Origin of the sequence: Pseudomonas sp. SR18 (genome assembly GCF_023701505.1) — a bacterium.
GTDB lineage: Bacteria > Pseudomonadota > Gammaproteobacteria > Pseudomonadales > Pseudomonadaceae > Aquipseudomonas > Aquipseudomonas cyclaminis.
In genome coordinates, this window is sequence record NZ_JAMQAU010000003.1 from 239554 (window position 1) to 264719 (window position 25166).

Annotated in this window: 25 protein-coding genes, 1 tRNA gene and 1 pseudogene; 10 read left to right on the top strand and 17 right to left on the bottom strand. The window is 61.0% G+C overall.

The window, feature by feature from the left end; translation table 11 throughout:
- Positions 1 to 140: 140 nt before the first annotated feature.
- The 8 genes and pseudogenes from NDJ82_RS07005 to NDJ82_RS07035 all read right to left on the bottom strand — a co-directional run bounded on the left by NDJ82_RS07005 (position 141) and on the right by NDJ82_RS07035 (position 6814).
- Positions 141 to 1094, bottom strand: a complete 954-nt coding sequence (locus NDJ82_RS07005; protein ID WP_250925184.1) for a D-2-hydroxyacid dehydrogenase family protein — start codon at positions 1092 to 1094, stop codon at positions 141 to 143.
- Between the two features lie 26 nt (positions 1095 to 1120).
- Entirely contained in the window at positions 1121 to 2122 is a 1002-nt protein-coding gene (locus NDJ82_RS07010) for an alpha/beta fold hydrolase (RefSeq protein ID WP_250925185.1), read from the bottom strand.
- A 44-nt stretch (positions 2123 to 2166) separates the two neighbouring features.
- On the bottom strand, positions 2167 to 2610 hold the full coding sequence (locus NDJ82_RS07015) for a VTT domain-containing protein (RefSeq protein ID WP_191946153.1): 444 nt from the start codon (positions 2608 to 2610) through the stop codon (positions 2167 to 2169).
- Positions 2611 to 2613: 3 nt separating this feature from the next.
- Positions 2614 to 3060, bottom strand: a complete 447-nt coding sequence (locus NDJ82_RS07020) for a DUF411 domain-containing protein (protein ID WP_112195496.1) — start codon at positions 3058 to 3060, stop codon at positions 2614 to 2616.
- Between the two features lie 81 nt (positions 3061 to 3141).
- Complete coding sequence (locus NDJ82_RS07025; RefSeq protein WP_158876220.1) at positions 3142 to 3600, bottom strand: SRPBCC family protein; 459 nt, start codon at positions 3598 to 3600, stop codon at positions 3142 to 3144.
- 89 nt (positions 3601 to 3689) lie between these two features.
- The gene (locus NDJ82_RS27625; protein ID WP_371926527.1) at positions 3690 to 4535 is read right to left on the bottom strand and encodes a methyl-accepting chemotaxis protein; all 846 of its coding nucleotides are present in this window, start codon (positions 4533 to 4535) and stop codon (positions 3690 to 3692) included.
- Between the two features lie 15 nt (positions 4536 to 4550).
- Positions 4551 to 5684, bottom strand: a pseudogene (locus NDJ82_RS27630) (HAMP domain-containing protein); the annotation flags it as partial.
- Positions 5685 to 5818: 134 nt separating this feature from the next.
- The gene (locus NDJ82_RS07035; RefSeq protein WP_112195491.1) at positions 5819 to 6814 is read right to left on the bottom strand and encodes an aldo/keto reductase; all 996 of its coding nucleotides are present in this window, start codon (positions 6812 to 6814) and stop codon (positions 5819 to 5821) included.
- A gap of 117 nt (positions 6815 to 6931) precedes the next feature.
- Here NDJ82_RS07035 and NDJ82_RS07040 point away from each other — a divergent pair, with 117 nt between their 5' ends.
- Complete coding sequence (locus tag NDJ82_RS07040; RefSeq protein WP_191959036.1) at positions 6932 to 7873, top strand: LysR family transcriptional regulator; 942 nt, start codon at positions 6932 to 6934, stop codon at positions 7871 to 7873.
- Here NDJ82_RS07040 and NDJ82_RS07045 read toward each other — a convergent pair.
- The gene (locus NDJ82_RS07045) at positions 7870 to 11352 is read right to left on the bottom strand and encodes a membrane-targeted effector domain-containing toxin (RefSeq protein WP_250925186.1); all 3483 of its coding nucleotides are present in this window, start codon (positions 11350 to 11352) and stop codon (positions 7870 to 7872) included. The genes NDJ82_RS07040 and NDJ82_RS07045 overlap by 4 nt on opposite strands.
- Before the next feature lie 299 nt (positions 11353 to 11651).
- Between NDJ82_RS07045 and NDJ82_RS07050 the strand changes: the two genes are divergently transcribed.
- Positions 11652 to 11840: a hypothetical protein gene (locus NDJ82_RS07050; protein ID WP_099585282.1), complete on the top strand. Its 189-nt coding sequence runs from the start codon at positions 11652 to 11654 to the stop codon at positions 11838 to 11840.
- A 30-nt stretch (positions 11841 to 11870) separates the two neighbouring features.
- Here NDJ82_RS07050 and NDJ82_RS07055 read toward each other — a convergent pair whose 3' ends face one another.
- Entirely contained in the window at positions 11871 to 12251 is a 381-nt protein-coding gene (locus NDJ82_RS07055) for a fe2+ zn2+ uptake regulation protein (protein ID WP_158876228.1), read from the bottom strand.
- Between the two features lie 237 nt (positions 12252 to 12488).
- Between NDJ82_RS07055 and pvdQ the strand changes: the two genes are divergently transcribed.
- Together pvdQ and NDJ82_RS07065 are read left to right on the top strand one after the other, a co-directional pair.
- Positions 12489 to 14777: a bifunctional acylase PvdQ gene (gene pvdQ / locus NDJ82_RS07060; protein ID WP_250925187.1), complete on the top strand. Its 2289-nt coding sequence runs from the start codon at positions 12489 to 12491 to the stop codon at positions 14775 to 14777.
- Positions 14778 to 14989: 212 nt separating this feature from the next.
- Positions 14990 to 15063: transfer RNA gene (locus NDJ82_RS07065), tRNA-Cys, on the top strand.
- An 84-nt stretch (positions 15064 to 15147) separates the two neighbouring features.
- Here NDJ82_RS07065 and NDJ82_RS07070 read toward each other — a convergent pair.
- Positions 15148 to 15408: a hypothetical protein gene (locus tag NDJ82_RS07070; protein WP_158876232.1), complete on the bottom strand. Its 261-nt coding sequence runs from the start codon at positions 15406 to 15408 to the stop codon at positions 15148 to 15150.
- A gap of 150 nt (positions 15409 to 15558) precedes the next feature.
- Here NDJ82_RS07070 and NDJ82_RS07075 point away from each other — a divergent pair, with 150 nt between their 5' ends.
- From NDJ82_RS07075 to souR, 3 genes are all read left to right on the top strand, one after another.
- Positions 15559 to 15726, top strand: coding sequence for a hypothetical protein (locus NDJ82_RS07075; RefSeq protein ID WP_158235035.1), 168 nt, complete (start codon positions 15559 to 15561; stop codon positions 15724 to 15726).
- A 258-nt stretch (positions 15727 to 15984) separates the two neighbouring features.
- Positions 15985 to 16593: a LysE family translocator gene (locus NDJ82_RS07080; RefSeq protein ID WP_112195482.1), complete on the top strand. Its 609-nt coding sequence runs from the start codon at positions 15985 to 15987 to the stop codon at positions 16591 to 16593.
- A 342-nt stretch (positions 16594 to 16935) separates the two neighbouring features.
- A complete protein-coding gene (gene souR / locus NDJ82_RS07085) occupies positions 16936 to 17916 on the top strand; it encodes a transcriptional regulator SouR (RefSeq protein ID WP_177411617.1) in 981 nt (326 codons plus the stop codon).
- Between the two features lie 43 nt (positions 17917 to 17959).
- Here souR and NDJ82_RS07090 read toward each other — a convergent pair whose 3' ends face one another.
- Positions 17960 to 18565 (bottom strand): TetR/AcrR family transcriptional regulator, encoded by a 606-nt coding sequence (locus NDJ82_RS07090; protein ID WP_250925188.1) that lies wholly within the window; start codon positions 18563 to 18565, stop codon positions 17960 to 17962.
- A gap of 82 nt (positions 18566 to 18647) precedes the next feature.
- Between NDJ82_RS07090 and NDJ82_RS07095 the strand changes: the two genes are divergently transcribed.
- Entirely contained in the window at positions 18648 to 19247 is a 600-nt protein-coding gene (locus NDJ82_RS07095; RefSeq protein WP_250925189.1) for an NAD(P)H-dependent oxidoreductase, read from the top strand.
- A gap of 1 nt (position 19248) precedes the next feature.
- Here NDJ82_RS07095 and NDJ82_RS07100 read toward each other — a convergent pair whose 3' ends face one another.
- The 3 genes from NDJ82_RS07100 to NDJ82_RS07110 all read right to left on the bottom strand — a co-directional run bounded on the left by NDJ82_RS07100 (position 19249) and on the right by NDJ82_RS07110 (position 21572).
- Positions 19249 to 19638 (bottom strand): hypothetical protein, encoded by a 390-nt coding sequence (locus tag NDJ82_RS07100; RefSeq protein ID WP_099585274.1) that lies wholly within the window; start codon positions 19636 to 19638, stop codon positions 19249 to 19251.
- A 32-nt stretch (positions 19639 to 19670) separates the two neighbouring features.
- A complete protein-coding gene (aroA, locus tag NDJ82_RS07105) occupies positions 19671 to 20927 on the bottom strand; it encodes a 3-phosphoshikimate 1-carboxyvinyltransferase (RefSeq protein WP_250925190.1) in 1257 nt (418 codons plus the stop codon).
- A gap of 90 nt (positions 20928 to 21017) precedes the next feature.
- Entirely contained in the window at positions 21018 to 21572 is a 555-nt protein-coding gene (locus NDJ82_RS07110) for a UPF0149 family protein (RefSeq protein WP_250925191.1), read from the bottom strand.
- 160 nt (positions 21573 to 21732) lie between these two features.
- On the opposite strand from NDJ82_RS07110, the gene NDJ82_RS07115 reads away from it, so the two are divergent.
- Together NDJ82_RS07115 and nudC are read left to right on the top strand one after the other, a co-directional pair.
- A complete protein-coding gene (locus NDJ82_RS07115) occupies positions 21733 to 22545 on the top strand; it encodes a crotonase/enoyl-CoA hydratase family protein (RefSeq protein WP_099585271.1) in 813 nt (270 codons plus the stop codon).
- 5 nt (positions 22546 to 22550) lie between these two features.
- Entirely contained in the window at positions 22551 to 23384 is an 834-nt protein-coding gene (gene nudC, locus NDJ82_RS07120; RefSeq protein ID WP_250925192.1) for an NAD(+) diphosphatase, read from the top strand.
- Here nudC and NDJ82_RS07125 read toward each other — a convergent pair.
- Both NDJ82_RS07125 and pcsA read right to left on the bottom strand, forming a co-directional pair.
- Complete coding sequence (locus NDJ82_RS07125) at positions 23352 to 24131, bottom strand: TSUP family transporter (protein WP_032886830.1); 780 nt, start codon at positions 24129 to 24131, stop codon at positions 23352 to 23354. The two genes, nudC and NDJ82_RS07125, sit on opposite strands and share 33 nt — an antisense overlap.
- Before the next feature lie 180 nt (positions 24132 to 24311).
- On the bottom strand, positions 24312 to 25028 hold the full coding sequence (gene pcsA / locus NDJ82_RS07130) for a phosphatidylcholine synthase (RefSeq protein ID WP_099585269.1): 717 nt from the start codon (positions 25026 to 25028) through the stop codon (positions 24312 to 24314).
- Between the last annotated feature and the right edge of the window lie 138 nt (positions 25029 to 25166).

Sequence of the window (25166 nt, forward strand, 5' to 3'; positions counted from 1 at the left end):
GTAACCAGACATTCAACTGTTATTAACCGATTGGGTGCAGCTGTGTGGTGAGCAGGCTTGCCCTGCGCTGGGCTGTGAAGCGGCCCCATTGGGGCGACCGTCCCTATGCATGGTGCAGTGAGGTGCCCCGTGTTGGTGCGTCAGCCGAGTACGCGCATGGGCGCCGCTTTGGCCCACGCCTGGATATCCTCAATCATCTGCTCGTAGAACTGCCGGTAATTCTGCGCGCTCACATAGCCCACATGGGGCGTGGCCAGCACATTCGGCAAGTGGCGAAACGGATGATCCAGCGGCAATGGCTCCTCGGCGTACACATCCAGTGCCGCCCCGGCCAGGCGGCCACTGCTTAACGCTTGGACCAGCGCCTGCTCATCCACAATCGGCCCGCGCGCGGTGTTCACCAGTCGCGCCGTGGGTTTCATCCAGCCCAGCGCTTGGGCATCCACCAGCCCACGGCTGCGGTCGCTGAGTACCAGGTGGATGGTAAGGATGTCGGCCTGCTCGAACAGCGCCTGCTTGCTGACCCAGGTGGCGCCAGCTGCGGCCGCACGTTCCGGCGTGAGGTTTTCGCTCCAGGCAATCACGCGCATGCCGAACACCTGGGCGAATTGCGCGACCTTCTGGCCGATGCTGCCCAGCCCGAGAATGCCCAGCGTCTTGCCGTACAGGTCACCGCCCAGCCCGACCTGCCAGTCGCCAGCACGCAAGGAGTTGGCCTCGGCCAGCAGGTTACGGGTGGAGGCCATGATCAACGCCCAGGTCAATTCCGGCGCCGCCTGTTTATAGCTGTCGGTGCCGCAGACCTGAATGCCGAGGGCCTTGGCCGCAGGAATGTCGATCGCGGCGTTGCGCATGCCGCCGGTGACCAGCAACTTGAGCCGGGGCAAGCCCTGTAACAGCGCCTGGTCGAAGGTGGTGCGTTCACGCATCACACAAATCACTTCGAAGGCTTGCAGGCGCTCGATCATCACGGCGGTATCCGCCGGGTAATCGTGCAGGAAATGCACTTGGCCCACTGACTCCAGTACCGACCAATCCACCACGCCACTGGCCACGTTCTGCCAATCATCAATGACTGCGATCTGTATCGACATTCACGCGTGCCTCGAAAAAGGTTGGGTTAAAGGGCGTTCAAGCCCTGCAACAGCGCCTGGTGAAACTTCGCCGGTTCTTCCATCTGCGGCGCGTGGCCCAGGCCGGGAAACTCCACCAGGGTTGCGTGGGGGATCAGCTTGGCCACGTTTTTGCCCAGCACTGCGTAGTTGCCCAGCGTGGCCTTGACCGCTGGCGGCGCGACATCCTTGCCGATGGCGGTGTTGTCGGCCGTGCCGATCAGCAATAGGGTGGGCATCTGCAGATTCTTGAACTCGTAGTACACCGGCTGGGTGAAGATCATGTCGTAAATCAACGCCGAGTTCCATGCGACCCGCGTATGCCCAGGGCCGTTGCTCAGACCGGCGTACATGTCCACCCAGCGCTCGTACTCCGCCTTCCAGCGGCCGACGTAGTAAGTGTTGAGCTGATACTTGCGAATCCCCTCGGCGCTGACTTTCAGTTCACGGGCATACCACTGGTCGACGCTCAGCGCGGGCACGCCCAGGGCTTTCCAGTCTTCCAGGCCGATGGGGTTGACCAGCGCCAGTTGCTCGGTCTGCTCGGGGTACATCAGCGCGTACCGCGTGGCGAGCATGCCGCCGGTGGAGTGGCCGAGGAGGGTGGCCTTTTGAATGCCGAGTTTTTCCAACAGTTGATGGGTGTTGAGGGCCAACTGCTGGAAGCTGTACTGGTAGTGCTCGGGTTTGCTGGAGCTGCAAAAACCGATCTGGTCCGGGGCGATCACGCGGTAGCCGGCGTCGCTCAAGGCCTTGATCGAACCTTCCCAGGTGGCACCGCAAAAGTTTTTGCCATGCATCAACACCACGGCGCGACCATTGGCAGTGCCTTTTGCCGGCACGTCCATATAGCCCATTTGCAGGGATTCGCCTTGGGATTGGAAGTGAAAATGTTCCAGCGGATAGGGGTACTGGAAGCCTTGCAGCTCGGGGCCGTAGGTGGCTGCGAGCGCAGGGGCGGTGCTGGCCGTCAGCAGGCCGGCGACGCAAAAAGCACGGAATAGAGGCATGGGCGGGGCTCCACAAAGGTTGCCTGGATGCTCTTGGCGAGGGATTAAGTGGGGATTAACACCCAGTGCAAGGTCACGGCGGCCAACACTGCATAGCGCAGGCCTTTGGCGAGCGTCACCAGCAGCACAAACCGCCACAGCGGCTCACGCATCACCCCGGCCACTAACGTCAGCGGGTCGCCGATGATCGGCAGCCAACTGAGCAGCAGCGTCCAGTGCCCCCAGCGCTGGTAATGGCGGCGGGCTTTTTCCAGCTGCTGATCGCTGACCGGAAACCAGCGTCGGCCTTTGAAGTGTTCGACCCAGCGCCCCAACCACCAGTTGACCAGCGAGCCGAGCACATTGCCCAGGGTGGCGATGCCCAGCAGCCACCCCAGGCTGTAATGCCCGCTGAGCAACAGGCCCACCAGCACCGCTTCCGATTGCAAGGGCAGCAGGGTCGCCGCACCAAAGGCGGCGACGAACAGGCCGAAGTAACCCATCAGCACCGATCAGTGCGCCGGGTAGTCAGCCACCACCACATCCTTGCCGTCCCGGGTCAGGCCGATGACTTGATAGGCCTCGCCGCGCCCGTCCATTTCCATGCCGGGCGAACCCATCGGCATGCCCGGTGCGGCGATGCCCAGCAGGTCGTCGCGCTTGCGCAAGGCCAGCACTTGCTCGGCGGGCACATGGCCCTCGACAAATTTGCCGTCGATCACGGCGGTGTGGCAGGAGCCCAGGCGCGGCGCCACGCCCAGCCGTTGCTTGACCGCGCTCATGTCGGCTTCGACATGGTCGTTGACCTTGAAGCCGTTGCTTTGCAGATGGCTGATCCACTTTTTGCAGCAACCGCAGTTGGCGTCACGGTGTACATCGATGGGGATCAAGTCAGCGGCCTGGGCCAGGGTCGTGGTGAACAGGGCTGAAAGCAGGGCCAATCGCAATGAGGTTTTCATCAGGTTTTCGTCCGATACCAGGCAGTAAGCCGGGCATTCTCCGCGCTTTTTTCGCGGGGACGCCGTGGTAATGTTTCAAAGTTATACAGAGTCGGGGTTTTCCAGCCGCTGCTTGAGCCGGTCCAGCGCCTTGGCCGAAAGCTCGATCATGCGCTCATGCAGGCTGGCCAACTGCAATTCGGTCTCATAGGTCAGGATGCGCTTGAACAGCGTGCCGTCGCGAAACGGCTGGAGGAAGTAGTGGAGGGAGCCATCGACGACCAGGGACGTGAACACTGCCTTGAACTCGCTTGGACGCTGGGCGATCTGCACGCGGTAACTCATGGGTACGCGTACACCGAGCAGGTCGATCATTTCGTTAAAGCGTGCACCGGCGGGGAGTGAGCCGCTGGTGCCGGTGTCGGCACTGAGGGAGGTGGGGTGCCATTCGTGCCAGCGATCCGGTTGGGTCACATAGTCGTAGACGGCATCGATGGGGGCCTGGATAAAGCGTTCCTGACTGATCCGCTCCAAGCGGACCGACTGCTCGACAACGCGCATGGCACACCTCCTGTGTGGCGGGGCTAACACTTGGAGCTGTCAGAATAGTCCGACTCCCGCGCTTTGCACGGGAGCATTCAGAGAATTGATCAGCGCACTTTAAAGCGGCTCATCAAGGCTATCACCCGGCCATTGGCGTCCAGCAGGCTCTGGGTATTGGTTTCAGTGGCATGGCCACTTTGTACCAGCTCTTCGACCATATGTCGGATCTGCACCATGCTGCGGTTGATCTCTTCGGTCACCGCGCTTTGCTGCTCGGCGGCCGTAGCGATCTGGGTGCTGAGGTTGTTGATATGGCTGACGGAACCGGCCATTTCATCCAGCCCGGTGTTTACCCGCGCCGTGGCATCCGCCGCCGATTGGCAACTGGCCTGGGTGTTTTCCATGGCCGCGACCGACGAACTCACCCCGGCCGTCAGGCGTGCCAGCATCTCGTTGATCTGCGAGGTGCTGGCCTGGGTGCGCGCGGCCAGGGCGCGGACTTCGTCGGCTACCACGGCAAAGCCACGGCCTTGCTCGCCGGCCCGGGCCGCTTCAATCGCGGCGTTGAGAGCCAGCAGGTTGGTCTGGCCGGCAATGGCGCCGATCACGCCGAGGGTTTCGGTGATGCGTGCGGCGTCCTGGCGCATGTTTTCCACGGTGTGGGTGGCGCTGGCGACTTCGCCGATCAAGGCGCTGACGCTGGTGGACGCTTCCCCAACCACCACGCGGGAGCGGTCGGCATGTTCATTGGCGCGCTGGGTGAACGAGGCAGTTTCGGCGGCGTTTTGCGCCACGTTGTCGGCGGTGGAACTCATCTCGGTGATGGCGGTGACGGTCTGGTCGGTTTCCGAGGCGTGGCGCACCAGGATCTGGTTGGTGTGGGCCGAGGTCTGTTGCAGTTGCTCAAGGCCCGACGACATCGCGCCGGTGGCCTGGGTGACCTCGCCGATCATGTTTTGCAGGTAGACGATAAAGCGGTTCACCGAATGACCGATGGCACCCAACTCGTCTTCGGCGCGGATGGTGATGCGCCGCGTGAGGTCGGCATCGCCGGCGGACAGCGCGTCGATGTTGGCTTTCAGGGTCTTCATGCGCTGCACCAACTGGCGGATCGCATACGCGGCCAGCAACACCAGCAACAGCACCATCGGGATCTGCACCAGCGCCAGGCTGCCGAGCACGTCATCGCGCTGGGCGGTAATCAGCGAAGTGGGCAGGGCGGTGGCGAGGAACCACGGCGTGCCTTCGATGGGGCGCATATAGAACGTGCTGGCGACGCCGCCGTTGTCGAACTCGCTGCGTTGCAGCGCCTGGTCGCGATGAGCCAGGGCTTTGCTGACCTGGGTGGCAAATGCCGAGGTCGCGGTCAGTTCGCTGATGTTCTTCAACACCACCGGGCTGCTCAGGCGCGAGCTGTTGCTGATGATCTTGCCGTCGCCTTCGACGATCAGCATTTGCCCGCCGATGTCTTTTTCCTTGCTGGCCACCAGGTCATTGAAGAAACCCAGGGTCACATCGATAGTGGCCACGCCATACGCGGCGCCGTCACGCTGGATCGCCATGGCGCAGTTGGTGCGCGGCTCCTGGCTGGCGTCGTCCTTGTAGGCCGCGGCCCAGGCGCATTGCCCGCGTGGCGACGCGAGGCCGCCCTTGTACCAGCTCTGATCGTAATAGTTGGGCGCGGGGTCGCTGTTCCAGAAGGTGTTCACTGCCAGCTTGCCCGACGCATCGCGGTGCCAGAACGTGCTGTGTTTGTTGCGCCCCGGCGTGCGCTGGTTGGGCAGCGGCCAGATGCCGCCGCCGAATACTTTCAGCTCGCCATATTGGTCGACCAGCCCCGGCAGCACCTTGTCGATGGCATCGCTGTCGAGCAACGGGATGGTTTGGGTGATGGTGCGTTGCTGGGCCTGAACCTTGTTCAGTTCGCCCTGAATCTGTTCGGCCACCTCACTGATGCGATTGAGCACCACCTGTTCTTCGGTCTGTCGCAGCTTGGGCGCGACCAACTGGCCGATACCCACGACGGTCAACACGAACAACACCAGGACGAACAGCACCAGAAACAGGGTATAGCGGGCTTGGATAGAGCGCAGTGGGGGCATGGGGCCGTCCTTACGAAGCGTTTATTATCGACGCGGCTTTTTTGGAGCTTCGTAGGGCTATCGGCCTGACAATGCGCAGCTTTAGGTACGTCCGTGCAAGAAAATAGAGGCGCCGCCAGACGGCGCCCCCCTCGTCAGATATCCAGCATCGCCATGACCTCTGCGGGGTAGCGCAGGCCGGCAGTTGCATCGGCCGGAAAGATCGTCTCCAGCGCCGCCAACTCCTGCGCGGTGAGGGCGATTGAGACCGCCGCCACATTCTCTTCCAGGTATTTGCGCTGCTTGGTGCCGGGGATCGGCACGATGTATTCGCCTTGCGCCAATACCCAGGCCAGCGCCAGTTGGCCGGCGGTCACGCCTTTTTCAGCCGCAAGGGTCTGGACCTGCTTTACCAGTTCCAGATTTTTCGCGAAGTTCTCGCCCTGAAAGCGCGGATTGGTGCGGCGATAGTCATCGGCAGCGAAGTCTTCAGGGCGTTTCAGCGCGCCGGTGAGAAAACCACGCCCCAGCGGGCTGTAGGGCACAAACGCAATGCCCAGGCGTTGGCAGGCGGCGAGGCAGCCGTTGTGTTCCTGGTCGCGGCTCCACAGCGAGTATTCACTTTGCAGCGCGCTGATGGGGTGAACCTTGTGCGCCCGTTCCAAGGTAGCGGCCGAGGCTTCGCTCAGGCCCAGATAACGTACCTTGCCTTCCTTGACCAGATCTGCCATGGCGCCAACGGTTTCTTCGATGGCAACCTGCGGGTCGATGCGGTGCTGGTAGTACAGGTCCAGAGTATCTACGCCAAGGCGTTGCAGGGTGCCGTTGATCGAATCGCGGATGTATTGCGGACGGCCGTTGACGCCGCGCAGGGCTGGGTTCGCCGGATCGCGGACGATCCCGAATTTGCTGGCCAGGAACACCTGGTCGCGCTTGCCGGCGATGGCCTTGCCGATCAGTTGCTCGTTGGTGTGCGGGCCGTACATGTCGGCGGTGTCGAGGAAGTTGACCCCCAGTTCCAGGGCGCGGTGCAGGGTGGCGGTGGCTTCGGTGGTGTCGCTGTCGGGTGCGTAAAAGTCAGTCATGCCCATGCAGCCGAGGCCGATGGCGGAGACGCGAGGGCCGTTTTTACCGAGTTGACGAGTGTGCATGGGTTGAGCTCCTGTTGATGAAGGCGTCCATTGTTACTCTCGACAAAATCGGGATAAACAGGCTAAAACCACTATCACTGTTCGTAATATCTAAATAATCCACACAGGACGTGCCCTTTGGACCGTTTCAACGCCATGCGCGTATTCACCCGGATCGTTGAGTTGGGCGGCTTCGCCAAGGCCGCCGACAGCCTGCAACTGCCTCGCGCCTCGGTGACCGTGCTGATCAAGCAACTGGAGGCGCACCTGGGCGTGCAATTGTTGCAGCGCACCACGCGCCAGGTCAGCCCGACCCTAGACGGCGCCGCCTATTACCAGCGGTGTGTGCAGTTGCTCACGGACCTGGAGGAAACCGAAGCGGTGTTCTCCACCCAACGCCAAAACCCGCGCGGCACCTTGAGCATTGATATGCCCGCGGGTATCGGCCGCTACCTGGTGATCCCGGCCTTGCCGACATTTACCGCCCGGTATCCGCAGATCGACTTGGAAATCGGCCTGAACGATCGTCCGGTGGACCTGATTCGCGAAGGTGTGGACTGCGTGCTGCGTGGCGGGCTGGCACTGGACGAATCCCTGGTGGCGCGGCCGTTGGCAATGATGGATCAAATCACCCTGGCCAGCCCTGCGTACCTTGAACGCATGGGGGTGCCCGAAACCCTGGAAGACCTGGCTCGGCATCAGATGGTCGAGTACGTCTCCAGCGCCAGTGGCAAGCGCTTCGGCCTGGAGTTCGAGCTTGGCGCCGAACTGCGTCTGGTCAACCTGGCCAAGCGCGTCGCCGTCAACAGTTCCGACGCTTACTTCGCGGCGTGCGAGGCTGGGTTCGGTTTGATCCAGGCGCCGCATTATCACGCCATGCGCCAATTGGCCGAAGGCATACTGGTGCATGTGCTGCCCGGTATCCCGGTGCCGAAAATGGCGCTGACTGCCCTGTATCCGCCGCACCGTCAGCTGTCACAGCGGGTCAGGGTGTTTGTAGATTGGTTGGTTGAGCTCTGCGCGCAGCCCGGCACCGGCTTGCAGCGCCAGGCCTGCGGTAATCAGCCATGTGGAGGCTAGGCGTAGATATGCAGGTCGCCAGGGCGGTCGGTTCCACTGAGGGGTTTTTGAGGGTTGGGGACGTTAACGGTATCCCTGAGTCCTACGGACACCTGGGGAGGCCTGTTCTGGAACACACCGATGCCAATACTTCCCGTCATCTCGGCCAGCCCAGGTACACCTTCGGAGGTCTTCATATGGGAGTGGCCGACCAAGGCGACCCACTTTTCCGTGCCTGAGTTGGCCTTGATCACTTCAGAGGCATAGTAGTTGAATTCCTCAAGCCTGCGCACCGATCCTGACCCGGCTTGGGTGAGGCCAAGTCTTGCGTCTTTGTGCCGTGTCAGATAGTAGTGATCCAGGGGCAGTACCTCGATGCCGTTCAACTCCAGTTTGGCTTTGAGCTCCTTGAACGTCGGGCCTGTACGCGGCGTGTTGGCCGCCCCGAGATTGCCAATACCATCGTCCACGACTCCCTTGCCGGGTAGATCGATGACACCCTCGAAATAGACTTTTTTCACCCCTTGTTGTTTGAACGTATCAACGTTGTCGAACAGCGTTTTGAAGCTGGCCATCTCGCGATGAGATTCTCCAAACACGATGCCATCGGAGACCTTCAGCGCTTCTGTGATCAAGTCCTTGGCGGGCACGGGCTTGGGAATCGCTGGAATGCTCGGACGTGGTGGTAGGCCTCCGTGCTTTAACGCGTTATACGCCTGGTCCATTTCCTCGAGAAATTTTTTGAAGGTTTCATCCTTCCCGTTGCCGCGCAGAAAGTGCCCCGGCTCCAGCCTCCCTTTCATGCTTTCCACATAGCTGCCTGCGGGGAGCGGCACTTGTTTGAGCGGGGGGCGGCGAGCGCTTCGATCCAACGGGTTGTGCCGAACGCCGTCGGTGCTTTTAGGGGTGGTGGTATGGGTCGGTGCGAGGGTATCGCTGGGGTTGAACGTGTCAAGCGGCGGCCCATATGGCTGCCGTGAGTGGGTATCCGCTGCGTACCATTTGCCATCGTGCAACACTGCACTGCCTTCCAGGCGTCTTCCCCCCTGCGTGAAGACGCCGATTGCCGCGTCGTCAAACCCGCGACTGGCCTCTATCAAGTCGCTGCCTCTGAGCATGCCTTTGAGTCGGTGAATACCCTCGCCGGCAGTGCTCACGCTAACCAAGGCCAGTTTGCCTGCACCCACAGCGACGTCGCCCACACCGCTCAAGGGGTTAAAGGCGCTTAAGGCATTGACCCCGATTATTCTGGTGCCTCGCGCCACTTTGGCGAGGGTTGAGGCAACCGTGCTTGCACCTTTTGCCACTTTTGCCACCGTAGCAATGCCTGCGGTAATAAAGCCAAAGATGTCGAACGCGAGGTCCCCAGCGGCGTCCTTGTAGTGACCTGCACGAAAATTGACGATGGCGGATCTCAAGGGGACAAGGTCCAGCAAGAACTCCCCGGCAGCGTCCAGCGTGTCGCGGGTTTGTTCGGCAGATGTTCTGCCCGCGGCTTGACGCTTAACGGCGTCACTGTCTATGCCCTGGGCGTTGACCACTGCCTGGGCGATTTGTCTGATGCGCGAATTGGTAAAGGTGTTGGCCTCGGCATCGCCGCGTGTTTGTGCTGTTTCCAGTTCACTTAATGCTGCACCGACGGGGAACGCTTCGATCTTGGTGACCTCACTCGGCCCAGGCTGGTCAGGCCCTATTCGGCTTCTGGCAACTTTCTTGATCGTCGACGTTGTGGTGTCGAATTCGTAAACATGCTTTTCGCCGTTGTAATCTGCTTGCATCAATATTTTGGGGCTGGTGTGGAACAAAGTGTCTTTGACGAACGGAAGCGCGGAGATTCGGTAGGAGTTCTCTTTGTAGAAACCCAGTTTTGCCTTGTTAAGAATATCTCGGTCTGCCGAAGGCAGAAGGGTGATGGCATTCATCAAGGCGTAATGCTTGATTTTTTTGTACTGGCTGGTCACCGCGGTGAACTTTTTATCGAACTCACTGGGTACGTTGAATGACGCGCTGTTAGTGAAGCGGACGACAGCTTGCAGGTTGATATCGTCACGCGCTGGAACGAACCTCCAGTCGTGAGCATTGATTTTGAGCCCCTGCATGACGATATCCACCAACGAGTAGTAGGTAGCGGTTCGTCCTACGAGCAAGAAATTTGGCATGAAGCAGAGATTTTTTTCTTCAAACCACGGTTTATCCCCAAAGGTTTTTTTGAGTAATGCGAGCGCCATTTCTTTGCGGTTCGGCAGGGGCGCGTCGAGCAAACCGGATGCCTCTTTCAAGGCTTCATGTTGTGTGTTGAAGACACGGCGAGCTTCCTCAATATCTTCTGTGGAATAGAGGGCCTCATCTGCGCGTGGGAGCACTTGGTTGGCCACACTCCAGTCAATCAGCACGGCTTTTTTAGTTGCCTCGCTCGTCTCGCTTGTCTGGCCGGCTGCGAGCATGACTTCGCTGAAGCTCATGTGGACCGACTTACCCGGCGTGTCGGCTTCGATACCGGCGACTGCAAGACACAAATGGGCCCACGCCTGACTGCCGTAGACCACTGTTGCAGGGATGTCTTTGACCAGGAACTGCGGAGCAACGCGCGTCAACAGCAATCGGGCTGCCAAGGGGGCGGTGGCTGACGCTGTTCGACCGCTGCTGCTCAGGTGGTTCGCCAAGGCGTCGACGACGGCGGCGGGCGAATGGCCCCAGTGACGCTCGGCTGCCAGGTCAAAGCCTGCCACTTTATTCCGCTCGGGTTGCTCAAGCGCTTCGGAGTCAAGGCCCAGATGGATGGCGGCCAACACATAATCATTGACGCTGCTGTCTGTGGCGATGCCGCCAACGCTGGCTTGAATAGCTGCGCCCAGCGCCGCAGCACGGGGGGTGTCGAGAAGCTGTTCCAGTGCGGCGGCGGGGTCTTGCAGCGCGGTCGGGGAGAGTGTGACGGCATCGGTCAGGTAGTCCAGCGCGCCGGCGCGGGAGCTGGTCAGCGGCAGGCCGGGCAGATTTGCACTGTTACATGCAACGACGTCGTACACCGTGCGTTGATGCTCCACGCTCAACGGCAGCGCCCAGGACAGGGCGCCCCCGAAGTTGCCCAATGGATGTTGCAGGGTGTGATCGGACAGTGCCAGGGCGGTGTTTTTGAGTTCTTCCCAGGTTTTCGGCATGTAGGCGCACGTGGCGCGGATGAGTGACTCAAGATTGGCAGTGCGTGCACTTGCGCCGGCTGTATCCGGATCAAGCGGCAGGTGTGTGCTGCGCAAATAAGCGGCCAGCGCCTCGGGCGTCGCGTCTTCCCCGAGTTTTTCCACCGCGGTGTGTAGCGCCTGGGCCAAGGTGTGCACGTTACGGCTGTCGCCCAACCGGTCTTTCAGGGCTTGGCGCCCGTCCGGTTGTACCTGTTCAGTTTGCGCTGTGAGGTGCAACGAGGAGCTTTGTGTCGGGGCAAGCTCAAGCAGAAAGGGGGTGGGCTGCGGGAAAATACGAGGTGAAGTGCTGAGAGAATTCATCGTGATTGACCTTTATGGCGCGCAAATGTCGGCGCTACGAAAGCCAAATCACTGGTGGCCTGAGCGCATTAGTCTGTGCGCGTTTCAGGCGTTGCAGTTCCTGTGGTGGTCCTTACGTATGTAAGTGAACGAAACGATGAGGTGTTACTTTTCCTTTTGTCCGGGCAGGGGCGAGCTGAACCTCAATACCGGACAAGCCAAAGCTTTTCATCACCTGTAACATAAGGCCATGCCGACCTCAGTGGATTCCCGACGCGGGGCCATGCAGGGATTAAATTTTTCAGGTTCAGGAACCCGTCATGACGCAAAAGCAACGTTTGAAATATTCGCTTCTGATTGCCCTGGCTGTACTGGGGACGATGTTTGGTCTGTCCTACTTGCAGAACACCGGGGTCATCAGTGAGAAAACGTTCCAGACCATCGCTATTGCCGTCGCGGTGATCGTGGTGGTGATCAACGGCATCATGCGCCGCAAGGTCAAGCTCTGAACATGAAGGCCGGGGCGTGAAGCGCTGACTTCAGGCCCGCCCTTCGAGCACCTTGGCAGCCTCTGCATGGAGGCTGTAGCTCTTATCGGCATTGAGGGTGATCACGCCTTCGCTGCACAGGCGCTTGAGCACTTCGCGCACGCTGAGAAACGACAACGGGATGCCCAGCTCCAGCAAATGGCTGTGCACGCCGCGTACCCCAAGGGTGCGCTGGTTGTCGGCAGCGGTGAGCAGGGCGTCGATGACCTTCAGCCGAATCAGGCTGGTGCGCAAACCGAAACACTTGAGCAAATGGCGAATACGCTGGTTGCCTTGCTGTTCGGGCGTTTTGCCGAACGCTTGCGTGCCGCCGCCAAAATTGACGTCGGCAACCGATGAATGTCCGTCCGTGGGCACTTGCGGGTTGTACATGCAAAAACTCCTTATCAGAGCCTGATCAGGAAAATGATGGCGCTCTTATCTAATAAGACGAACGAGCGAGCAAAATCATGAAGTGTTGGATGTAGAAATTTCGTCAGTGTCGGTTTTGTCACAACTCACTTCCTTCAGATAAAGCTGCCACGCGGCTAAATTTCTCCCGGTTTTATGCGTTCTTACGGTGGGGTAACTGCCCCCGGTGAGGGTGTTCAATTTGACTGTGGAGTCTGCGTGATTATTTCCAACGGGTTGTCCAGGGTAGGTATCGCAGGGTTGCTGCTGGGGTTGAGCCTGGCCGCATCTGCGCGCGAGCAGGTGATGCAGGCGTCGGCAGATATTCGCCGTACCAGTTATGGGGTGCCGCATATCCTCGCCAGCGATGAGCGTGGCCTGGGCTTCGGCATCGGTTACGCCTATGCCCAGGACAATCTGTGCCTGCTGGCCAATGAGGTGGTCACGGTGAATGGCGAGCGGGCAAAGTTTTTCGGCCCCGATCAGTCGACCCTGGAAGAACGCAACAATCTGGCCAGTGATGTGTTCTTTACCTGGCTGAATACGCCAGAGACGGTGGCGGCCTTCTGGAAAGCCCAGACCCCTGAAATAAAGGACCGTATTGAAGGGTACGTCGCCGGCTATAACCGCTATCTGAAAGAGCAGGGCGCCCCTGCCCAGTGTCAGGCTGCGTGGGTAAGGCCGCTGGTGGCTGAAGATCTGGTGAAGTTGACCCGCAGGCTGCTGGTGGAGGGCGGTGTCGGCCAATTCGCCGAAGCGCTGGTGGGCGCAGCGCCGCCTCAAACCACGGCCAGCGTGCAGCCTACCGTCAAGGCGTTTGAACTGGCGGCCGCCAACCAGCAGCGCTTCACCCTGGATCGCGGCAGTAACGCCGTGGCGGTGGGCCGTGATCGTTCGTTCAATGGGCGCGGCATGTTGCTGGCCAACCCGCATTTTCCGTGGGTCGGTGGCATGCGCTTCTATGAGATGCACCTGACCATTCCAGGCCAACTGGATGTGATGGGCGCCGCGCTGCCGGGCCTGCCGGTGGTCAATATCGGCTTTAACCAGCACGTGGCGTGGACCCATACGGTCGACACCTCCAAGCACTTCACCGTGTACCGCCTCACGCTGGATCCGAAGGATTCGACGCGCTATATGCTCGATGGCAAATCCATCCCCCTGGAAAAAACCTCGGTGACGGTGCAGGTCAAGCAGGCCGACGGCAGCCTCAAACCCGTGGTTCATCCGGTGTACAGCTCGCAGTTCGGCCCCGTGGTGCAATGGCCCGGCAAACTGGACTGGGACAGCCACTACGCTTTCAGCCTGCGCGACGCCAACCTCGGCAACGACCGCGTCCTGCAACAGTGGTACGCGATGAACCGCGCCGGCAGCCTTAAAGCGCTGCAAACGTCAGTGCACACCCTGCAGGGCATTCCGTGGGTCAACACCCTGGCTGCCGACGATCAGGGCCAGAGCCTGTACATGAACCTGTCGGTGGTGCCCAACGTCAGCGCGGCCAAGCTCGCCCAATGCAGCGACCCGCGTGCCGGCCTGCAACTGATCATGCTCGACGGCGCCCACAGCGCCTGCGCCTGGGACGTCGACCCGCACGCAGCCCAGGCCGGTATCTTCCCGGCCGACCAACTGCCGCAACTGGAGCGCACCGACTACGTGCAGCACTCCAACGATTCAGCCTGGATGGTCAACCCCAAGGCGCCGCTGACGGGCTTTTCACCCGTGATCAGCCAGGACAATATCGGCCTGGGCCCGCGCGCCCGATTTGCCCTGCAACGCCTGCACTCCCTGGAAAAACAGCCGATCAGCGTTGCCGACCTGCAAAACATGGTGATGGACAACGAGGTATACCTGGCCGGCCAAGTCATGCCGGATTTGCTGGCGTTCTGCGCCAAGCACCTGGGCACCGACGCGGCTGCGCTCAAACCACTGTGCACCAGCCTCAGCGATTGGGACCGGCACGCCAACCTCGACAGCGGCCTGGGCCTGGTGCACTTCATCAACCTGGTGGACCAACTGGAGCAAATCCCCGACGCCTGGCGCGTGGCGTTCGACCCGGCCCAACCCCTGACCACACCGCGTGGCCTGGCCATCGACCGAGCGCCCGTCGCCAAGGCGTTGCGCGAAGCCATGCTGGCCTCCACCGCCGACGTCGCCAAGCTGGGCCTCAAGCCGGGTAGCAAATGGGGTGACGTCCAAGTCAGCGGCCAGACCCCGATCCACGGCGGCCCCCAGGAACTGGGGATCTACAACGCCATGCAAACCGTGCCCCGTGCCGATGGCAAGCGTGAAGTCGTCAGCGGCAGCAGCTACCTGCAAATCGTCACCTTCGACGACCAGGGACCACAGGCCCAAGGCGTACTGACGTTCTCCCTGTCCAGCAACCCCGCATCGAAATACGCCAAGGACCAGACCCAAGCCTTCTCCGAGAAAAAACTGCGCCCACTGCCGTTCACCGACGCCCAGATCAAGGCCGACCCGCAGTACCAGACGCAGCGCATCAAGGAGTAAGGCAGGCACGCAACCCCTTGATGCCAATGCGAAATATTTTTGAAATCAAGGGGTTGCAGGCATTGGTAAATGAGTACATAATGGCGCCCATCGAACGCAACGAAGCATTAAAAACTTCAATGTATTCAATGAGTTAGAGTAGAGGCATGGCTTTATAGCCCACTCAAGTTTTTATGCGGTGAATGTCAGCAATCAGGGCATTGATCGTTTGAGGCCGAGTAGCAAAATGGTTATGCAGTGGATTGCAAATCCACCTACGCCGGTTCGATTCCGACCTCGGCCTCCACTCTTGAAAACCCCGTAGATTAACGTCTACGGGGTTTTTTATGGGCGGGTGAAAAGTGGCAGCCGTTTGACCCGACACGCTGACTCAGTTGCCGCTCGGCTCGGACCTGTTGATGCGCAGCCCCTTAACTTCACGCGCATACACCGCTAGTTTTTCTTGTTGGTTTGCCAGCAGCGCACAAATCTTCATCAGAGCGACTGCTGCACTTGGCGTATTGCCACCCGCCGCGAGAGCGGTCAACTCCACCACTGACCACCCAATAACAGCCGCTGCATCTTCAAGGTCATAGAACAATTCCTGCTGGGCGGTTCTGGGCCCGTCGAGGCCCTGGATCAACTCTTCCATCTACTTATTCCTCTGCTCAAACCCACTGCCCATACACGTATCCACTACAACACAAACCCTACCAAGACGTTACACGAAAGCCGTGACGGACTTCATTTGCAGCGGTCTTATTTTCCGTACACCCAACCTTGTAAAGCACAGAGTGTTGTCATGAAGTTGAATTACCTAACCAAGGCAGCTGTGGTTGTCGCGCTGTTGTCGACCTTGTCTGGCTGCTGGATGTTTATGCCGCCGGGCGGTGGCGGCGGCGGTGGGCATGGCGGTGGGGGTCATGGTCAAGGCGGCGGCCCTGGTGGCCCTGGCGGCGGTCAGCGTTAACCATCAGTCAACCAGAGGCAGGTCATGAACAATGACCTGCCTCTTTTTTTGCCTGGGACAAATCCCGGACAAAGAAAAGCCCGCGATGGGGAGTGCGGGCTAAAAGGGATGTTCATTAGGAGCTGAGTCCACCCTAGCCCGTCGTCTGTGAAAGCTTTGTGAAAAGTGTACGCCTCCTTCCGCGCCTGGCTGTATGGGGCAGGGGAGGCCATAACCCACTACTGTCCTGGCATACCACTCCTGCTTGGATGCTGCCTTATGTTCATCCCCACCAGCCTGCTCTCGGCCTTTGTGCTGTTCGCCTTCGTGTCCTCGATTACACCGGGGCCCAATAACACCATGTTGCTGGCCTCGGGGGTCAATTTCGGGTTTCGTCGCTCGATGCCTCATGCGCTGGGGATCAGTATCGGTTTCATGCTGCTGGTGATTTCGGTCGGCCTGGGGCTGGGCGAAGTGTTCAAGGTGTTTCCTTGGGCCTACACCGTGTTGCGCTATGTGGGCGCAACGTACCTGTTGTACCTGGCGTGGAAGATCGCCACGTCGGGCGGCATGTCCGACAGCAATGACGAACGCGGCAAGCCCATGACCTTCCTCGGCGCCGCTGCGTTTCAGTGGGTCAACCCCAAGGCATGGATTATGGCGCTGGGCGCCATTACCACCTACACGCCGGCCGAGGGCTATGTCGTCAATGTGCTGGTGATTGCGCTGGTGTTTGCCGTAGTAAACCTGCCCAGCGTGTGCGTTTGGGTCGGGTGTGGCAGCGGCCTGCGCAATGTGCTGCGTGAGCCGCGCTGGCTGCGACTGTTCAACTGGTCCATGGCCGGGTTGCTGGTGTTGTCGCTGTACCCGATGTTGTTTGCCAGCTAAGTGCTAGACCGGTGAGATGGTCGCCAGCAGGCCGATGCCGATGGTCAGCACTAAAAAACCGAACAGGAAAATCGCCATCTTGGTCATAAGGCCTCCGAAGGGAAGGGGAAAAGGATTGGGGCTATTGTCCGCCCTGAGGGCGTTTCAATACAGGCGCAGATAACAAAGAAAAAACCGTATCAGATGCGCTCTGCACTGTTCTGCCACGGGCTTTGGGGCCCTGTGCTTTTTTCAAGATCAGCGTCTGAGACAGCCACCGCATTTCCCCCTAAGATGGCGCCCACTGCATCAACAATAAGAGTGGGCCAACCCTCGATGGAAAGACGTCAATTCAGCGGTGGCATGAAAGGCAAGAACCTGCGCTACCTCAATGAAACCTCACAGCCGGCGTCGGTCACCCGCGTCGGCTTCCTGTTGCTTGAACATTTCTCCCTGCCTGCCTTTACCCAGACCCTCGACACTCTCGTCACCGCCAACCTGCTACGCCCCGATCTGTTCGCTTCACGTACGTTTGGCTGGGGCGACGGCGAAGTGACCAGCGACCTGGGCCTGGTGATCCGCCCCGATGCGTGCCTGGACGCTGCTGCGTTGCATGAGTTGGAGTTGTTGGTGATCTGCGGCGGATTTCGCACCGAACTCAAGGCCAGCGAGGAATTCATCCAACTGCTGCGCAACGCTGCCGAGCACGGCGTCCACCTCGCGGGTCTGTGGAACGGCGCTTGGTTCCTCGGCCGCGCCGGACTGTTGCAGGGCTACCGCTGCGCTATCCACCCGGAACATCGCCCGGCGCTGGCGGAAGTGTCCAAAGCCACCCACGTCACCAGCGAACCCTACGTGATCGACCGCGACCGTCTGACCGCCTCCAGTCCTTCAGGCGCCTTCCATATGGCCCTGGACTGGATCAAGAGCCTGCACGACAAGGCGTTGGTCGAGGGTATCGAAGACATCCTGGCCTTCGAGGAGTCCCGCTACCGGCGTATCAAGCCCACCGAAAACGTCAGCGTCAGCGCGCCGTTGCGTGAAGTGGTGAAGCTGATGGACGCGAACCTTGAAGAACCCTTGGAACTGGACCAGTTGGCGGTCTACGCCGGCCGCTCTCGTCGACAGTTGGAGCGACTGTTCAAGGAGCAATTGGGCACCACGCCACAGCGCTACTACATGGAATTGCGCGTGACCGAAGCGCGGCGGTTGTTGCAGCACACCGAGTTGTCACAGGTAGAGGTGCTGGTGGCGTGTGGCTTTGTGTCGCCGAGTCATTTCAGCAAGTGCTACAGCTCGTACTTCGGCTATCGCCCCTCTAAAGAGAAGCGCCTGGTCAAATAGCCTGGGCCGGGCGTCAGCGAGGCTTTGTTGGCGCTGGCCCAGGTCAGGAAACAGCCGTGCGGTTGACCATCGCCAGAATGGTCGCCAGCAATTCGTGCTGGGCTTCTTCACGGCTGATTTCGCCGCTGGCGGCTGCATGGGACAACGCTTCCGCCGCGCCGAGCATGGCCCGCAGGCCGGCTTGGGACACTGTGCCGCTGGGGGCGAAGGGCGCCAGGGCGTCGCGGCATTTGTCGAGAAAGATCGCCTCGTACTTGCGCTTGAGGGTTTCCAGCTCCGGTGAGCCGCTGAGTGCGGCGGTGACGCCGGGAATTTCCCGACCCTGCAATAACACGCAGTCCACATACGACGCGGCGATGACCCACGCGCGGTCGTCCAGGGTCGCGCTGCTGGCTTCGATGGCTTGGGCAAACACCTGATTCTGGCGTCCGTCGAAGTCTTCATACAGCGCAGCCAGCAACCCCGCCCGGGTGACGAAATGATCGTAGACCACCGGCTTGGTCACGCCCGCCAGTTCCGCCAAGCGGCCCAGGGTCAGGGCGTCGGTGCCTTCTTCACGCACCAGTTGCCAGGCCACTTCCAACAATTGATTCAGACGATCTTCACGGGACAAACGACGACGTGGGGCAGGGGACTCAGTGCTTGACATGCTTATATACCAAAAGTAACTTACTCGAATTAACTTACTAAAAGTAACTAAGTCCAGCCTAAACCGAAAGGGAGTCAATGTCATGCACGCACTGATCGTTGTAGCTCATCACGACCCACAGTCCCTCACCCACAGCATCGCCACGCAAGTCGCCGCAGGCCTCATCGCCTCTGGCCACACCTACGAAATCGCCGACCTCGCCGCCGAAGGTTTCGACCCGCGCTACACCGCCGCCGACCACCTTGTCCACCGCACCCGCGCCGCACCGCCGGCCGATGTGCTTGCCGAACAGGCGCGCCTCGACCGCGCCGACGCCCTGGTGCTCGCGTTTCCGATCTATTGGTGGTCGCTGCCGGGGCTGCTCAAGGGCTGGATCGACCGCGTGTTCGTCAATGGCTGGGCAATCGACTACGGCCCGGATACCCCGGTGTTGAAAAAACTGCGCCACTTACAGGTGCACCTGCTGGCCCTCGGTGCAGCCGATGACAGCGCGTTTGACCGCCACGGCTATGCCAAGGCGATGCGCACGCAGATCGACTACGGCATCTTTGATTACTGCGGGGCGAAGGTGCTGACGTCCGAGCTGTTGCTGGAGTCGGAGGGCGGCGCGGCCGAGGTGCATCTGAAAACGGCGAAGGCCGTGGGGCAGGGGTTGTTCGAAACCGAGACCGTCGCCGGTTGATTCACCCCTCGCGAAACAGGTCGTGGGCATCCAACAGGCGGTAGGCGATTTCCGGGCGTTTCTCCAGGCCTCGGCGAATCGCCGCCGGGATTGATTGCCGGGTCTTGCGGCACATGCCTGGCAGCTCGTCGATCACGATCTGGATCCCGCGCATGCTCTTGACCTCGGTGTGCCCTGGCGCGATGTGCACGCGGATGCCCAATTGCTGGTACATCAGTTGTTGCAGGCGCTCCAGGTCTTGCAGGCTCTTGAGGTCTTCGAGGCGGTCGAGCAGGCGTTTTTCTTCCTGGCGCGTGAGGTTGAGGATGCGCAGGTCGGCGCCGGGCGCTTCAAGCAGTTGCTCGCGGTCGCAGACACAGGCGCCGGGTGGGCAGGGTTGGCGAATTGTCATGTGCATTCCCTCCCCACTCCGGCGCCGTTGACTCAGTAGCTGAGCTTGACCCCAAGACTGCCCAAGGCCTTCCAGTACTCAGGATAGGTCTTGGCGACACAATCCGGGTCCTGAATGCGGATCCCCGACACTTTCAAGCCCGCCAGGGCAAAGCACATGGCGATGCGGTGGTCGGCGTGGGTGTCGATCAGCGCAGTGCAGGACGTACCGGCCAGCCCAGGATCAGCGGCGACCAGCAAGTCGTCACCTTCGATGGTCGCCAGGTCCGGACGGATTTCGTTGAGGCCGTCGTGCAGCGCCTGCACGCGATCACATTCCTTGACCCGCAGGTTAGCCAGCTCAGTGAAACGCACCGGGGTGTTGTTGAACGCGGCCAGCACGGCCAGCGTCGGGATCGCGTCCTGCATCTGCGAGCCCACCACGGTGGCCTGCATGTTCGGGAACTGAGCGATCACGGCCTGGGCCTTGGCGTCGGGCTGGGTGAAGTCCTGCGCGGCCACGCCGATGTCGATACGGCCTCCGGTCAGCACTTCAGCGGCCCACAGGTAAGTGGCGGCGGACGCGTCCGGTTCGATCAGGTAGTCATTGGCGGTGTAGCCGGTAGGGGCCACGCGCCAGGTGGTGTCGTTGACCTCGTCCACCTGCGCGCCAAAGGCACGCATGCAGTCCTGGGTCAGGTCCACATAGCCACGGGCGCCGATGTCCTTGCCGGTCAGCGCCACTTCAATCGGCGCCTCACCGCACGCGGCCAGCATCAACAGGGCCGAGACGTACTGGCTGGACAGCCCGCCGTCAATCTCAAAGCGCTTGGCCTGGACCTTGCCCACCCCGTGCACGGTCACCGGTGGGCAACCGGTGGGGCTGTCGACCTGGATGCCGTTCTGGCCGAGGGTGGCCAGCAGCGGGCCGATCGGGCGCTTTTGCATATAGTCGTCGCCGTCCAGCACCACGGTGCCTTCGACGGTGGCGACGGCGGCCGTCAGGAAGCGCATCGCCGTGCCGGCATTGCCGAGGAACAGCGGTTGCGCAGGCAACTGCAGCTTGCCGGAGCCGGTGACGACAAAGGTGGTGTCATCCGGCTCATCGATGGTCACGCCCATCTGGCGCAGGGCTACCGACATGTGGCGGGTGTCGTCGCTTTTCAGCGCGCCACTGAGGCGGCTGGTGCCCTTGGCCAGGGCGGCCAGCAGCAGGGCGCGGTTGGTAATGGATTTGGAGCCGGGCGGTGCGACCTTGCCGTTCAGGGGAAAGTTGGGCGGTGTAACGGTCACGGTTTTCTGCGAACTCAAGGTACAAGGCTCCTGATCAAGGCAAGGTGGGACGGAGTGGCCGACGGGCGGACCCGAATAATCGGCCAAAGGTGCGGTGCTTGTCGAGGTTTAGCGCTGGCTCAGCGAGTAATCATGCAGAGCACGCGCCGCCGGTTCGATCTCGCTGACGCGTTGCTGGTGGGCCTGCACATCCAGGTCGGCCGGCAATTCGAAGTTGTCCTGCTCGGCGCACCAGGAGATCTTCTCCAGCAGCGCGGCCTGTGCGGCGGGCAGTGCTGGCCAGTTGCCGATGGCGGCGCCACGGATATAACCAAAGCACCACTCTTCGGCGAGGGTCACGGTCTGGCCTTGATGGTCGGTGTCATCGAAGCGTGCCTTGAAACCTTGGGCGTCGGTCGCCAGTTGGGCGGCCAGCAGGTTGATATGACGCACGCACAGGTCCAGGAACTGCTGGGCCTCTTCGGCGGTTTCCCACTCCGGATTCTGCCCACCCCAGATCGCCGGGAACCACTCTGCAATATCGACCTGCGCGGGGCTGGATACCAGTGCGGTGAAGTAGCCGTCGAGTTCCGCCAGGTTCAGCACCGAATGGTCATCGCCGTACTTGAGCAGGGTTTCTTCGATGAAGTCCAAATCGGCGGTGGCGAGGGGTTGGGCGTGCATGGCATTTCCTTAAAACGTCGAGCGCCGCGGGTAGGGCGGCTTAAAGCGCCAAGGATGGCGCCTGGCAGGGTTTTTTGCCAGTCCCGCTTTTGGCCGATGCGCCGTGGTGCACCCTTGTTATAGTTCGGGCCTTATCACTCGCCAGCCAGGGATCACTGCCATGTCCGAATACCAAGCGTTCGTCGTCGAAGTCACTGGCAACGTTGCCCATGTGCAGATCAACCGCCCGGAAAAAATCAACGCGATGAATGCGGTGTTCTGGACCGAGATCATCGACATCTTCCAATGGATCGAAGACACCGACGCCGTGCGGGCCGTGGTACTCAGCGGCGCCGGCAAGCATTTTTCGTCGGGCATCGACCTGATGATGCTGGCCTCGGTGGCCAATGCCTTCGGCAAGGACGTGGGCCGCAACGCACGCCTGCTGCGCCGCAAGATCCTGGAACTGCAAGCCTCGTTCAACGCGGTCGACAACTGCCGCAAGCCGGTACTGGCGGCGATCCACGGTTATTGCATCGGCGGCGCCATCGACCTGATCAGCGCCTGCGACATGCGTTACGCCGCTGAAGATGCGCAGTTCTCCATCAAGGAAATCGACATCGGCATGGCCGCCGACGTCGGTACGCTGCAACGCCTGCCCCGCATCATCGGCGACGGCATGCTGCGTGAACTGGCCTACACCGGGCGCCAGTTCGGCGCCGAGGAAGCACGCAGCATTGGCCTGGTCAATCGCGTCTACGCCGATCATGAGCAACTGCTGGCCGGTGTCCTGGAAATCGCCCATCAGATCGCCGCCAAGTCGCCGATCGCCGTGACCGGCACCAAGGCCATGATCAGCTACATGCGTGACCACACGGTCAATGATGGTCTGGAATACGTTGCCACCTGGAACGCGGCTATGTTGCAATCCAACGACCTGCGCGTGGCCATCGCGGCCCATATGAGTAAGCAGAAACCCGAATTCGTGGATTGACTGACATGACCCAAGGCTGGATTACCACAACGCTGCTGGACAACGACACCCCCGGCGGCTGGGCTGTCGCCCGCAGCCGCGACGGCTTTTTGAATGACCCCAACGGCCCGCTGTTCCCTCGCGAATGGCTCAAGCGCCAGGACTTGGTGGTGTTAGCCGAGCACGGCATCGGCCACCTCGACGGTGAGCCGGTGTATTTGCTGGAACTCGACGCCACCGCTGACGTGCCGGGTTGCAGCTGGCAAGGCCTGCGCGGCTTCATGCTGCAAGGTGATCACACGCTCTACAAAGTGCTCGGATACGCCGCTCAGATCGGTACGTGGGCGCGGGAGCATCGGTTTTGCGGCAGTTGCGGCCAGGCCATGGTCCAGGTGCCACGGGAGCGGGCGATGTTCTGCCAGGCGTGCGACCTGCGCAGCTACCCCAGGATTTCGCCGAGCATGATCGTGCTGGTGACCCGTGGCGACGAGATCCTGCTGGCCCGTTCGCCGCGTTTTGTGACGGGTGTGTACAGCACGTTGGCGGGGTTTGCCGAGCCGGGGGAATCGGCCGAGGACTGCCTGATCCGCGAGGTGCGCGAAGAAGTGCAGGTGGAGGTCAAGAACATCCAGTACATGGGCAGCCAGTGCTGGCCGTTCCCCCATTCGATGATGCTGGGTTTTCACGCCGAGTACGCCGGTGGCGATATCGTGCCCCAGGCCGACGAGATCGAAGACGCGCAGTGGTTCAACATCCACGACCTGCCGCCGTTGCCGGCGTCACGCTCGATTGCGCGCTACCTGATCGACCTCTACCTGGCCCGTCGCCTAGGCCACGCTGAACCAGTGCTGCCAGGCTAGGCGCACCGTCAGGCCGAGGACCACGGTGATAAACACCGGGCGAATAAATTTGGCGCCGCCGCTGATCGCGCTGCGTGCGCCAAAGAACGCGCCACACATCACCGAGACGCCCATCGCCAGGCCGACGATCCAGTCCACCGAGCCGTTGAAGATAAACACCGACAGCGCCGCCGCGTTGCTGACGAAGTTCATGCTGCGCGCCACGCCGCTGGCCTTCACCAGGTCGATGGGGTGCAGCAGCATGGTGCTGACGGTCCAGAACGCGCCCGTACCGGGGCCGGCCACGCCGTCGTAGAAACCCAGGCCAAAGCCTTGGGTGGACTGCCACTTCTTCTTGATCGGCGCGTCGTTATCCAATGCTGCCTTGGGCGTACCGCCAAACAACAGGTACAGGCCACAGCCGAAGACGATCACCGGGAGCATCTTGTTCAGGGTTTCGGCGGGCAGGTAATGGGCGACCACTGCACCGGTCAACGCACCGATCAGCGTACCGACGATGGCGTGCACCCATTGGCGCGGGTGGAACAGCTTGCGGCGGTAGAAGGTAAAGCTGGCGGTGGCCGAGCCGAAGGTGGAACTGAGCTTGTTGGTGCCCAATACCAGGTGCGGTGGCATGCCGGCGGTGAGCAGGGCGGGCGTGGTGAGCAGGCCGCCGCCGCCGGCGATGGCGTCGATAAAACCGGCGACGAAGGCCACGACGGCGAGAATGGCGAGGGTGGTGAGGTCAACGCTGAGTTCGAAGGGCATGGGCAGGGCTTATTGTTGGCGGGACTGCTGAGGGTCGCCATCTTACCTGCCGAATGTAAGGAGATCCAAATGTGGGAGGGGGCTTGCCCCCGATAGCGGTGTATCAGTCAGCTTGTGTCTAACTGACCCACCGCTATCGGGGGCAAGCCCCCTCCCACATTGTTAACCGTGACCGCTGGGTTATTTGTGTGTGCCCAGCCACTCCAGCGCCGTGCGCCAGATGCAAATCCCCAGGAAATACGCCGACATCACCGACCACAACCCAAACGTCCACGGGTTGGTGTTCGGGTAATCCACCACCATCAAGAAGCTGCACAGCAACCAGATGGTGGTCACGGCGATATTGATCGGCATGAAGCGCTTGACCCGGAACGGGTGCAGGAACTTCATCGGCGTCACGGTCAGCAGCGCCAGGCCGATCACGGTGAGCAGGGTCACCCAGGCGTCCGGCTGGATGATGTACACGCACAAGGCAACCACGTTCCAGGCGGCAGGGAAGCCGACGAAGTAGTTGTCCTTGCTCTTCATGTTGACGTTGCAGAAGCAGAACAGCGACGAGACCAGGATCACCGACACGGTAAACAGGTGGGTAAACTCCGGCAGGTCGATGTAGCGGTAGATAAACAGTGCCGGAATGAACACGTAGGTGAGGTAGTCGATCACTAGGTCCAGCACCGAGCCGTCAAAGCTGGGGAGTACCGTGCTGACATTGACCCGGCGCGCCAGGGAACCGTCGACGCCGTCCACCACCAGCGCCAGGCCCAGCCACAGCAGGCAGGCCTTGGGTGAGTTCTCCAGCAGCGCCAGGGTGGCCAGGAAGGCCAGCACCACACCGGTGGCGGTGAAGCCGTGGGCGCCCCAGGCTTTGATTCTGGCTACATGCAGGGTCGATATCACGGGCGGTTCTCCAAAAGGTCAAACGGGGCAGCCGACAACGTGACGCCGTCGAGTCTGGCCGGGGAATGCAGGTATCGACCGGGAAGGGGGTCATAAGGTTCACCGCCCGGCGTATCACTTAGCGTAGCAAGCGTAGGA